Origin of the sequence: Rhodovarius crocodyli, from assembly GCF_004005855.1 — a bacterium.
GTDB lineage: Bacteria > Pseudomonadota > Alphaproteobacteria > Acetobacterales > Acetobacteraceae > Rhodovarius > Rhodovarius crocodyli.
The window spans coordinates 12,126-25,049 of the sequence record NZ_SACL01000004.1; the positions used below are offsets into that span (position 1 = coordinate 12,126).

At 67.5% G+C, this 12,924-nt stretch carries 3 protein-coding genes and 1 tRNA gene; all 4 read left to right on the forward strand.

Features of this window, described 5'->3' with window-relative positions; all coding sequences use genetic code 11:
* The first annotated feature begins 156 nt into the window (after window positions 1-156).
* The 4 genes from EOD42_RS12155 to EOD42_RS12170 all read left to right on the forward strand — a co-directional run bounded on the left by EOD42_RS12155 (window position 157) and on the right by EOD42_RS12170 (window position 12,917).
* Window positions 157-10,086 carry an SdrD B-like domain-containing protein gene (locus tag EOD42_RS12155; protein WP_127787822.1) on the forward strand — a complete coding sequence of 3,310 codons (9,930 nt, stop codon included), beginning with the start codon at window positions 157-159 and terminating at the stop codon, window positions 10,084-10,086.
* A gap of 143 nt (window positions 10,087-10,229) precedes the next feature.
* The gene (locus EOD42_RS12160; protein ID WP_127787823.1) at window positions 10,230-11,918 is read left to right on the forward strand and encodes a thiamine pyrophosphate-dependent enzyme; all 1,689 of its coding nucleotides are present in this window, start codon (window positions 10,230-10,232) and stop codon (window positions 11,916-11,918) included.
* Window positions 11,919-11,965: 47 nt separating this feature from the next.
* Window positions 11,966-12,817, forward strand: coding sequence for a 4-(cytidine 5'-diphospho)-2-C-methyl-D-erythritol kinase (locus EOD42_RS12165; RefSeq protein ID WP_127787824.1), 852 nt, complete (start codon window positions 11,966-11,968; stop codon window positions 12,815-12,817).
* Window positions 12,818-12,842: 25 nt separating this feature from the next.
* Window positions 12,843-12,917, forward strand: a tRNA-Gln gene (locus tag EOD42_RS12170).
* Window positions 12,918-12,924 lie beyond the last annotated feature (7 nt).

Here is a 12,924-nt window from a genome sequence, read left to right on the forward strand (position 1 = left end):
TATGCGGTTCGGCGTTAGGCGGCGTCTATCGATCTGATTGGCGCGTCGAAAAATTGAGTGTTTGTTAAGGAAATTGCCTTGCCGGGGCGGGGTGGGGGTCTTAAGGCTTAGTCAGGAAACGCGAAAAGTGCGTTTTTTGAGACGAAAGGCGTACCAATGGCCCCGCAACCGGTTGTCACCTTCCTGGATGGCTCCTCCCTGGACGCCTTCATCGGGTCAACCGTCACCCTGGGGGTACGCTTCGACAACGCTGCCACCGGCAGCAACACCGGCTACTCGCCCTATATCGACATCGTGCTGCCGACCAACGGCGCGGACGGTGCGGGCTTCGGCAACTCCCCGGTCAATGACGGCGTCTCCTTCGTCTCCGCCACCTATCTCGGTGTCGCGCTCGAGAGCACGTTGATCCAGTTCGATGCGGCGGGCCATGCGACGCATCCCTATGCCAAGGACGCCTCCGGCAACCCCCTCGTCATCAACGGCGCGCCGGGCGACAGCCTGCTGGTGTTGAAGCTGCCCTATGGCAGCTTCACGACGACCCAGACCCCGGCCGATGTCGACCTGACGCTCAGCATCTCCAACCTGGCGGATGTGAACGCGCTGCTGGGCGTGAAGGCCTCGGGCGGCTTCGCCTATGGCGCGGACCCGCTGAACAACCCCGCCGCCGACCCGGTCATCGCCGGCCCCAGCTCCACGCTGAACCTGAACCCGACCGTCGCCACGCTGGACGTGATCTATGTGGGGCCCGAGCAGGAGACGGCGACCGGCCCGTCCTATCCGCGCACCTGGCTGGTGCAGGGCGACTTCGCCACGGGCCAGACCTTCACCAACGTCACGCTGAAGGACCAGATCCCGGACGGCGTGGTGATCACGGGCGTGCGGCTGCTGGATGAGAATGGCAACACGCTGCCCGGCACCTATGAGATCCAGGGCACCTATGGCCACCAGGTGGTGGTGGGCCATTTCGACGGCACCATCACGGGCGGCGCGGTGAAGCCCACGCTCGCCATCGACTACTACGTCACCGAATACCTCTCCACCGGCGAGCCGGTGCTGGGCGTCTCCACGGGTTCCTTCCGCCAGCTGGAGAACAACGCGACGCTCGATGCCGACTGGAAGGCGATCGACACCCGCGACGGCATTTCCCACATCACGATCGACCCGGCCGGCCCCGAGGACATCGTCACCGCCAAGTCCATCGCCATCCAGAAGAGCGTGGACCACGATGCCAGCACCCCCTGGCAGGCCGGCGGCACGCTGACCTACACGCTGGACGGCCAGGTCTCGAACTACTTCGAGCTGAAGGACCTCGTCGTCACCGACACGCTGGGCGACGGCCAGACCTTCAAGGCCGGCTTCGCGCCGACCATGACCATCAGCGAGGGCGGGGTCCAGCACACGATCAGCCTGGCCGGCCACTTCACCGTCGGCCCGAAGCTGGCGGACGGCACCAGCGTCATCACCTTCAACGTCAGCGAGGCGATGATCGCGGCCGGCCTGTCCGGCGTCGATGGCGTGATGGACGGCAATGGCGGCATGCTGGGCGGCGCCACCCACGCGACCGACTATCAGCAGGCCACGATCAAGATCCAGTTCGAGACCACGCTGGACGCGAACTGGACCGGCCCGGTGCCGGGCGACACGCTGGTCGACCAGGGTGATCCGATCAAGAACGACGTCATCTATGGCGGCGACGTCTACAACACCGGCGACGCCATCGCCGACGACAGCCACGCCGGCGTGACCCTGCCGGTCAGCGAGGTCGGCAAGAGCATCTATGCCGTCAACGGCGACCTGAGCCAGGGCACCACCAGCTTCTCGATCGTGCCCAAGGTGCAGTCGGGTGACCTGATCACCTACCGGCTCACGCTCGACATGCCGCTGACCTCCGCGCATTCGGTCAAGCTGTCCGACTATCTGCCGCTGCCCGTGCTGCTGGCGGCGGACCCGGACGCGAACGGCGTGGCCAACGCCTTCACCCAGGTGGCCACCGGCACCCTGCCGACCGCGGCCGGCACCTGGAGCTTCGGCCCCACCGACCAGCTGCACATCAACGACGCCACCCTGACCTACACGCTGACGCAGGATGCGGCCGGCAACTCGCTGGTCTTCAATTTCGGCGACGTGACCAACAGCGCCTATCCGACGACGCATGTGGACATCCTGTTCACCGTGAAGGTGACGGATGCGGCCTTCGGTGACGGCCTGCTGCTGACCAACCAGGTCAACTCCACCGAGACCAACAGCTTCGGCACGGTGTCCGAAGACAACGCGATCATCCAGTTCCAGCTGACCGAGCCGCGCCTGAAGATCACCAAGGGCGTGGTGGCCGAGGACAATGCGGGCGCCGCGACCTTCACGGCTTCCAAGGGCCCGGCAGGCGTCACCTTCAGCGCGCCCGGTTCCGCCACGCCCTTCACCGGCTCCATCACCAGCGCCGGGCTGGCCAGCACCGCGATCAACTCGGACCTGACCAAGGCCGACGCGAACGACACCGTCACCTTCGCGATCGTGGTCGAGAATGTGGGCAGCGGCGTGCGCGGCGCCTTCGACACGCTGATCAAGGACACGCTGCCCGCGGGCTTCCATATCCCCGCCGGCGGCCTGAACCTGCAGGTGCATTACGGCGACGGCACCGTCGCCAGCTACACGGTGGGTGCCGGCGGCTTCTTCACCGACGGCCTGACGCTGAACGACCCCAGCCTGCACCAGGGCGCGATCGCGGCCTACAGCGCGACCAGCGGCAAGAACATCGTCGTCATCACCTATGACCTGCAGCTCGACAGCAATGTCGTGGCGGGCAACCACATCGTGAACACCGCCACCACCGCCTCCTATGCGGCGGAGGAAGGCGGCATCAACCGCACCACGACCGACAACCTGCCCGACAGCGACACCGCCTATGTCGACATCACCCCGCAGGTGGGCAAGGTCGTCATCGACAGCTCCAACGCCGACACCGGCGCCAGCGAGGGCAACGCCGGCCTGTATGACCTGGCCATCGGCGAGACCGTGACCTGGAAGGTGACGGCCACCATCCCCGAGGGGCAGTCGCACAGCCTGAAGCTGATCGACATCCTGCCGGGCGGCCTGGGCTCCCTGTCGGGCGGTCCGTTCAAGATCATCGCCGTCTCCGACGCGACGGTGGGCGCCAACATCACGGGTTCGGGCGTGGCCGCCGGCAAGGTGGGCGTGATTTCCGACAGCAACGGCGACGGCATCCCCGATACCGTCACCTTCGACTTCGGCGATGTGGTCAACACCTCGGACAATGTAGCCGACGCCAAGGATCAGATCTCCTTCACCATCACCGCCCTGGTGCTGGACACGGCGGCGAACTACGCCGGCGAGACCGAGACCAACAAGGCCATCGTGCGCGTCACGGACAGCACGGGCACGGTGAAGGACACGGTCGTCAGCAGCTCGGTCGAGATCGTCGAGCCGCACCTGACCCTGGACAAGAGCGTGAACGTCTCGACGGCGGATGCCGGCGACACGCTGACCTACACCGTCACGCTGACCAACAATTCCAGCAGCTACGGCGCGCCGGCCTATGATGTCTCGATCGAGGACATCCTGAGCCAGCTTGGGCCCTATGCGCATTTCCTGCCCGGCACCGTCACCATCGCCAGCGGCTCGGCCAGCGCCACCATCGTGACCGGCAACGGCGCCAGCGACACCGACCTGAAGGTGACGGCGGCGAAGCTGCTCGAAGGCGAGCACGTCACCATCACCTTCAAGGCGCTGGTGGATGCGAATGCGGTCGCCGGCAAGACGATCGACAACACCGCGACCGCGCATGCGACCAGCGAGCCGGGCACGCCCGACAGCGACCGCCCCTATGACGTGACGGACCCGGCGCAGGTGACGATCGCTGCGCCCGGCATCACCAAGTCCGTTTTCGCGACCAGCTTCGCGGACACCGGCAGCGCCGAGTACAATGCGGGCCGTCAGGACGCGAAGATCGGCGAGGTGATCACCTATCGCATGGTGATCACGGTGCCCGAGGGCCAGTCCCTCGACCTCAAGGTGATCGACACGCTGGCCGACCAGCTGACCACCGGCGGCTCGGGCCAGCTGCAGTATGTGGCGGGTTCGGCCAAGGTCATCTCGGCCGGCGCCAACCTGTCCTCGGCCACCGGCCTCCTGACGCCGACCATCACGACCGCGAACGCCAACGGCAGCGCCGACGGCAGCCAGGAGCAGATCACCTACTCCTTCGGCAACGTCACCAACGTCTCGGACAACGTGTCCGACGCGAAGGACCAGATCGTCGTCGAGATCCAGGCCAAGGTCGTGGACATCGCGGCCAATGTCGGCGGCGATGTGCTGACCAACAGCGCCAAGGTCACGACCACCTACACCAGCTCCACCAACGCGACCGCCTCGGTGGACGTGGTGGAGCCGGTGCTGGACGTGCAGAAGAGCACGACCTTCGGCACGGGCGACGCGGCCGATATCGCGACCTACACGATCACGATCCAGCACACCTCCGCCAGCCACGCCACGGCCTACAACCTGGCCCTGGGCGACATCCTGGCCCCGGGCATCACGCTGGTGGCGGGGTCCGCCACCACCACGGCTGGCACGCTGAGCGAGGCGGGCGGCCACATCAGCCTGAACCTGGCCAGCCTGGCGCTGAACCAGAGCGTGACCATCACCTATCAGGCGAAGCTCGCGGACAATGTGGTGAACGGCCAGGCCATCACCAACACGGCGACGCTCGACTACTCCAACGACCCCACGAACATCCGCACGGCGCATGACACGGATGACGCGACGATCCATGTCGCGATCCAGGACAGCATCGTGAAGGACCTGGTCAGCACCTCCAACGCCTACACGCCGGGCTCCAGCGTGGTGGTGGGCGAGACCATCACCTACAAGCTGACCGTCACGCTGGGCGAGGGCGCGCAGCACCTGAAGGTGACCGACCTGCTGCCGACGGGCCTGCAGTATGTCTCCTCCCAGGTGACCGGCCTCGGCGCCATCACCGGCAGCGCGCTGCATGTGGGCGACGCCGGCACGCTGAGCGGCAGCACGCTGAGCTTCGACTTCGGCGATGTGATCAACGCCGGCGACAACGCGCTGACGGCCGGCGACAAGGTGACCATCGAGGTGACCGCCAAGGTCGCCGCCGGCACCGCGGTCAACTCCATCCTGGTCAACACCGCGACCGTGGCCCCGGTCACGCCCGCCAACCCCTATGGCGTGACGCCCGGCACGGCGATGACGCCTTCCTCCGACACGGAGAACGTGACGGTCGTGCCGATGGCCACCGTGGGCGACAAGGCCTGGGTGGACCTGAACGCCGACGGTATCCAGCAGAGCGGCGAGCCGGGCCTGGCGGGCGTGACCGTCCAGCTGGTCGACAACGACACCGGCAACGTCATCGCCACCAAGGTGACCGACGCCAACGGCCTCTATCTGTTCAGCAACGTGCCGCCGGGTTCCTACCACGAGGTCTGGAGCCTGCCCGCCGGCTATGTCCGCACCGATGCGGGCGTGGGCAGCGGCGCGACCGACAGCGACCCGAATGCCGCCACGGGCGTCACCGGCAACTTCATCGTCTATTCTGGCTGGAACGACCTGTCGCATGACGCGGGCTACTACATCCCGGTCAAGCTGGGCGACCGCGTCTTCGAGGACATGAACGGCAACGGCGTCCAGGATGCGGGCGACGTGCCGCTGGCCGGCGTGACCGTGAACCTGCTGGACGGCACGGGCACCGTGGTGGGCACCACCACCACCAATGCCCAGGGCGACTACCTGTTCGTGGGCCTGAAGCCCGGCACCTACTCGGTCGAGTTCGTGAAGCCCGCGGGCTATGTCTTCACCGCCAAGGACACCGGCGCGAACGACGCCGTGGACAGCGATGCCGACCTGGTCACGGGCCGCACCGTCGCCAAGACCTACATCTCGGGCGATGACGACCGCACCATCGACGCGGGCCTGTACCGCCCGGTGAAGATCGGCGACACGATCTGGGAAGACCGCAACGGCAACAACATCCAGGACGCGGCCGACACCCCGCTTGCCAATGTCACGGTGAAGCTGCTGGACGGCAGCAACGCGGTGATCGGCACCACCACCACGGATGCCAACGGCCACTACCTGTTCACCGACCTGAAGCCCGGCGCCTACCACATCCAGGTGGTGCCGCCGACGGATTTCGAGTTCGTGCAGCCCGACCAGGGCGGCAACGACGCGACCGACAGCGACGCCAACCGCCTGACCGGCATCACCCCGGTGAAGGTCTATGTCTCGGGCGATGACGACCGCACGGTGGATGCGGGCCTGTATGGCCCGGCCACCATCGGCAACCGCGCCTGGGTGGACACCAACGGCAACGGCATCCAGGACAGCGGCGAGGCCAACCTGGCCGGCGCCACCGTGACGCTGATCAACACCACCACGGGTGCCGTGGTCGCCACGGCCGTGACGGACGCGAACGGCGAATACAAGTTCGTCGTGCCGCCCGCGACCTACAAGGAAATCTGGACGGCGCCGGCGGGCTATGTGCCCACCATCACCGGCCAGGGCACGGCCGCGACCGACAGCGACCCCGACCACGTGACGGGCGTGACGCCCGACTTCACGGTCAGCTCCAGCCAGATCGACCTGACGCATGACGCGGGCTTCTACATCCCGGTCAAGATCGGCGACCGGGTGTTCGAGGACCAGAACGGCAACGGCGTGCAGGACGCGATCGACACCCCGCTGGCGGGTGTCACGGTCAAGCTGCTGGACAGCGTGGGCAATGTCGTGGCCAGCATGGTCACGGACGCCAACGGCAACTACCTGTTCGACGGCCTGCGCCCCGACACCTACTCGGTGAAGTTCGACGCCCCCGCGGGCTACCACTTCACCGACAAGGACTTCGTGGCGAACGACGCCATCGACAGCGATGCCGACCTGACGGGTGCGACGCCGAACCACACCTACTACTCGGGCGACGTGAACCTCACGATCGATGCCGGGCTGTGGCGCCCGGTCACGATCGGCGACAAGGTGTGGGTCGACATCGACCATGACGGCCTGCAGAACGCGCTGGAGCCGGGCCTGGGCGGTGTCACGGTCAAGCTGATCGACGACCGCACCGGCCTGACGGTCGGCACCACGCAGACCAACGCCAATGGCGACTACCTGTTCACCGGCTACAAGCCCTCCGACTATCACGTCGAGTTCGTGGCGCCTGTCGGCTACACGATCACGACCCAGGGCGTGGGCCCCAACCGGGACGTGGACAGCAACCCGAACGCGGCCGGTGTCGCGCCGGGTTTCCTGATCCTGTCGGGTCGCACGGACCTGTCGATCGATGCGGGCCTGCAGGGCACGGGCAAGGTCTCGGGCCATGTGTTCCTCGACCAGCCGGCGGCCATCTGCGGCTACAAGCTGCCCTCGGCGATGTTCGAGGGGATCAAGGTTGAGCTGATCACGACCACCGGGCTGATCGCGGCCACCGCCTATACGGATGCGAACGGCGACTACCTGTTCTCGGCCGTCGCACCCGGCACCTATGTCACCCGCTTCACCAACCCCGACGGCACGGTGTTCGTGGCCAAGGTGGCCGGCACCCAGGGCCTGCGCGACAGCGATGCGAACCCGGGCAACGGCACCACCGACGCCTTCGTGGTGATCAACGGCGCAGAGGTCACGCAGATCAACGCGGGTCTCGCCTATGAGGGCGTGGGCCTGACGGGCAATGTCGCCCAGCACCTGCCCGATGGCGGCGGCAACTACACCTTCGACCAGCCGGGCGCCTATGCGATCGGCGGGCAGGGCAGCTACCACCTGATGGGCAATGGCGGCCTAGCCTATCTGGTCGGCGGCACGGGCGACAACAACCTGCAGGGCGGCGGCGGCTCCGGCGGCTCCATCCTGGTGGGCGGCGGCGGCTCCAACATCATGGAGGGCACCTCCGGCCGCGACATCATCATCGGCGGCTGCGGCCCGAACAACATGCAGGGCCTGGGCAACAACGGCCAGGGCCTGGGCAGCGCCTCGGGCGCGTGGAACTACGACCTGCTGGTCGGCGGCATCTCGAACGACATCATCGAGGCCAATGAGGGTCGCTCCGTCATGATCGGCCTGGCCGGCAATGACGAGTTGCACGGCAGCGGCATCATGGTGGGCGGCACCAACACCGGCACCATCAGCTTCGACGGCACGAACTTCGGCAACTACCAGTTCGGTGACCACCTGAAGCTCGGCAGCCAGCAGACGACCGTGAACTATCAGGTCGGCGACGGCGTGCAGTGGATCGAGAACTACAACCCCTCCCGCGGGGACACGATCGAGATCTACGGCTACGGCGCGCCCACCGCGACCGGCATGGTGAACGGCCAGTTCGTGCTCTACTTCGGCACCAACGCCGCCATCGTGATCAACGGCTGGCAGGCGAGCCAGGGCATGCCGGCGGGGATCAACTACCACCCCGACCAGACCTCCATGCCCGGCGCCTTCGGTCACTTCGAGGCGCTGGCCCCGGTCGTGCTGGCCGCCGGCCAGGACAGCTTCTACGGCAGCCAGGGCGATGACATCGTGATCGCCACCAACGCCCCCACCACGCTGATGGGCCATGGCGGCGACGACCTGCTGCTGGGTGGCAACGGCGACAACATCTTCATCGGCGGCGCGGGCAACGACACCGCGGTGGGCGGCACCGGCAACGACATCTTCGTCCTGGGCGAGGGCTCGGACGAGGTGTACGGCGGCGGCGGCAACAATGTCGTGCAGCTGAACGTGGCCCGCGCGGCCGCGACCATCACCAGCAACGGTTCCACCACCGTCATCAAGACGGCGGCGGGCGAGCAGGTGCTGCATGACGTCCAGTGGGTCAGCTTCACCGACCAGAACATCCATCTGCCGGGCGTGGCCGACGCCGCGGGCAGCGTGCTGTTCGGCACCTCCGGCAATGACCAGTACACGGTGACCAACGCCCATGACCTGGTCGTTGAGAACGCCACCGGCGGCTACGACACGGCCTGGGTCTCGGCCAATGGCTGGACCATGTCCCTCGGCGTGGAAGCGGGCCGCCTGATCGGCACCGCGACCGACCTGACGGGCAACGCGCTGGACAATGTGCTGGTCGCCAATGCCGATTTCGCCTCCAGCATCCATGGCGGCGGCGGCAATGACGAGATCTGGGGCAGCAACCAGAACGGCGACGTGCTGGACGGCGGCGCCGGCGACGACGTGCTGCGCGGTGGCTCGGGCGTCACCACCTTCATCGGTGGCGAGGGCAACGACCAGTTCGTGGTGAACAACGTCAACTCCGTCATCGTCGAGAAGGCGGGCGAAGGCATCGACACCGCCTGGGTCAGCGCCGATGGCTGGCATGTCTCGGACAATGTCGAGATCGTCCGCCTGTTCGGCGCGGCGCACAGCGTGGTGCTGGGCACGAGCGGCGCGCAGGTGGTGGCCAATGCCTCCGGCAGCACCATCACGGCCCAGGCCGGCGACAACGTGTTCTGGGGCCAGGGCGGCAACGACGTATTCATCGGCGGCGCGGGCAACGACATCTTCTACTCCGGCACCGGGGTGACGCAGATGTTCGGCGGCGCGGGCAACGACCACTTCATCATCAAGAACGCGGCCGATACCGTGGTCGAGAACGCCAATGGCGGCTACGACACCGCCTGGCTTGAGGTGAGCGGCTGGACGGTCGCCGAGAATGTCGAGGTCGCCTACCTCTCGGGCACCGCGAACAGCATCACGGGCAATGCCAGCGGCACCAACCTGGTGGCCAACAGCACCATGGCCTCCGCGCTGACGGCGGGCACGGGCTTCACCATCTTCTGGGGTTCCAACTACGGGGACACGATGAAGATCGGCGCGGGCGGCGGCAACGTGTACGGCTATGGCGGCGCCGACACCTTCGAGTTCGGCCCGCATTGGGGCCTGACCCAGGTGGCCGACTTCAACCACGCCGAGGGCGACAAGCTGGACTTCTCGGCGAGCGGTCTGTCCATGGCGGACCTGAACGTCACCAACTACAGCGACAAGACGCTGATCGAGCACAATGGCGAGCAGATCATCCTGTACGGGGTGACCAGCCTGCAGGCGAGCGACTTCGTGTTCTGATCCGGCCTCACGGGCGGAACGGGGAAGGGGGGTGCGGGAAGCCGCGCCCCCTTTTTCATATCAGAAATGCCCGTGCCCCCCATCGTGACGTATCGGGGCACCGCCTGTAACCTCCGCGCCCAGGAAACCCCTGAGGACACGCCATGGCCAAGCAGCAAGCCCCCGCACTCGAACCCCGCACCGGCGGCCAGATCCTGGCCGATGCCCTGGTGGCCCAGGGGGCGAGCCATGTCTTCGCGGTGCCGGGCGAGAGCTACCTGGACCTGCTGGACGGCCTGTTTGCCAACCGCAACCGCATCAACCTGATCACCTGCCGCTTCGAGGCCGGCGCCGTGAACATGGCCGAGGCCCATGCCAAGCTGACGGGTGAGGTGGGCGTGGCCGTCGTCACGCGCGGCCCCGGCGCCTGCCATGCCTCCATCGGCGTGCACATCGCCCATCAGGACAGCACGCCGCTGGTGCTGCTGGTCGGCCAGATCCCGGTCGAGGAAACCGACCGCGAGACCTTCCAGGAAGTCGACTACCGCAAGATGTTCGCCCCGCTCGCGAAGTGGGTGACGCAGATCGACGATGAGAAGCGCATCCCCGAGCTGATCGCCCATGCCTTCGACGTCGCGCGTTCCGGCCGCCCGGGCCCGGTGGTGGTGGCGATCAGCGAGGAAATGCAGAAGCGCCTGGCCACCGTGCCCGATATCGGGCCCGCCGTGGTCACGCCGCCTTACCCCGCGCCCGAGGCCATCGAGGCCATGATGAAGATGCTGGGCAAGGCCAAGCGCCCGCTCGCCGTCATCGGTGGCGGCGCCGGCTGGACGGCCGAGGGCCGCAAGGCCATCCAGAAATTCCTGGTGAACAACAAGCTGCCCGTCGCCGTCGCCTTCCGCCGCCAGTCCAACTTCGACGGCACCAGCGACAATTACGTGGGTGACCTGGGCGTGGGCGCCGATGCGGCGCTGGTGCAGCACGCGCGCGACAGCGACCTGATCCTGGCCATCGGCACCCGCATCGGTGAGCCGGTGAGCCAGGGCTATACCCTGTTCGACATGGCGGGCGCGAAGCCCATCATCCACATCTACCCCGACCAGGCCGAGATCGGCCGCGTGTACCGCCCGGCGCTGGGCATCACGACCGATCTCAACGCCTTCGCGGCCGCGGTGAAGGGGCTCAAGGTCTCCAAGCCCGGCTGGGGCGCCTGGACCAAGGAACTGCGCGCCAGCCGCCTGGCCCAGGCCGAGCCCCAGGAATATGACGGCCCGCTGAACCTGGCGCGGGCCCTGCAGGCGCTGGAGAAGGTGCTGCCCGAGGACACCGTGTTCACCTGCGACGCCGGCAACTTCGCCACCTGGCCCAACCGCTTCATGCATGTCCGCCAGAAGCAGGACTTCCTGGGGCCGACCAACGGCGCCATGGGCTATGGCATCCCGGCCGCGATCGGCGCCAAGATCGTCGCGCCGGAGCGCGAGGTGATCTGCTTCGTGGGCGACGGCGGCGCGCTGATGACCGGCCAGGAGATCGCGACGGCGTTTCACCACAAGGTGAACCCCATCATCATGGTCTTCAACAACGGCCAGTACGGCACGATCCGCATGTACCAGGAGCGCGCCTACCCTGAGCGCGTCTCGGGCACCCAGCTCACCAACCCCGATTTCGCCCGCTTCATCGAGGCTTTCGGCGGCCATGGCGAGGTGGTGGAGGCCACGGACGAGCTCGTTCCGGCCTACAAGCGCGCTTCCGCCAGCGGCAAGCCCGCGATCATCGAAGTGCGGATGAACCCCGAGCAGGTGACCAACCGCGCAACGGTCGCCCAGCTGCGCGCCCAGGCGAAAAAGAAGTAAGGCCAGGGGGCCTACCCGGCGGGGGGCGGATCGGGCACATCAGCGCCATGATCGAGATCGCCCCCGCCAAGGTGAACCTGTTCCTGCATGTGATCGGCCGTCGGCCCGACGGCTATCATGTGCTGGACAGCCTGGCGGTGTTCGGCCCCGCGGCCGATGAGGTGCGTCTGGCGCCCGCGCGCCGCTTGGCGCTGGAACTGCAGGGCCCCTTCGCGGAGGGGCTGCTGGCCGAAGCCGACAATCTGGTGCTGAAGGCCGCGCGCGCGCTGGCCAAGCACGCCGGCATCGCGCCCGAGGGCACGCTCTCCCTGGTGAAGAACCTGCCTGTGGCCAGCGGCATCGGCGGGGGGTCGGCCGATGCGGCCGCCACGCTGCGCCTGCTGAACCGGGCCTGGGGGCTCGGCCTGCCCGAATCGGTGCTGCTGGAGCTGGCCCTGCCGCTGGGCGCCGATGTGCCGGTCTGCGTCGGCAGCCGCCCCACCCGCATGGGCGGTGTGGGTGAGATCATGGGACGCGCGCCCCGGGTGCCGCCCGCCCATCTGCTGCTGGTGAATCCGCGCATCCCGCTGGCTACCCCTGATGTGTTCCGCGCCCGCCAGGGCGGCTTCACGCCCCAGGCAGCACTTCCCAATGCCTGGGCCGATGCGCGGCACATGGCGGAGACCCTGCGCGGCACCCGCAACGACCTCGAATCGGGCGCCATCCTGCTGGTGCCGCAGATCGCGGAGGTGCTGTCCGCCATCGCCGCCCAGCCGGGCTGCCTGATGGCGCGGATGAGCGGCTCGGGGGCCACCTGCTTCGGCCTGTTCGCCCGGCCCGAGGCCGCCCAGGCCGCGGCGCTGGCCATGCCCAATGCCTGGTGGAGCGCGGCCGGCCCCCTTTACGAAGCGGCGGCTTGATGGCACTTCACGCCCACGCCGCTGTTGGGGTGTAGCCAAGCGGTAAGGCAGCGGTTTTTGGTACCGCCATTCCCAGGTTCGAATCCTGGCACCCCAACCAGCCGGCT

Excerpts from the sequence above, each read along its gene's own strand:
- EOD42_RS12160 (WP_127787823.1), top strand. The coding sequence starts at position 10,230 with ATGGCCAAGCAGCAAGCCCCCGCACTCGAACCCCGCACCGGCGGCCAG.
- EOD42_RS12155 (WP_127787822.1), top strand. The coding sequence starts at position 157 with ATGGCCCCGCAACCGGTTGTCACCTTCCTGGATGGCTCCTCCCTGGAC.
- EOD42_RS12165 (WP_127787824.1), top strand. The coding sequence starts at position 11,966 with ATGATCGAGATCGCCCCCGCCAAGGTGAACCTGTTCCTGCATGTGATC.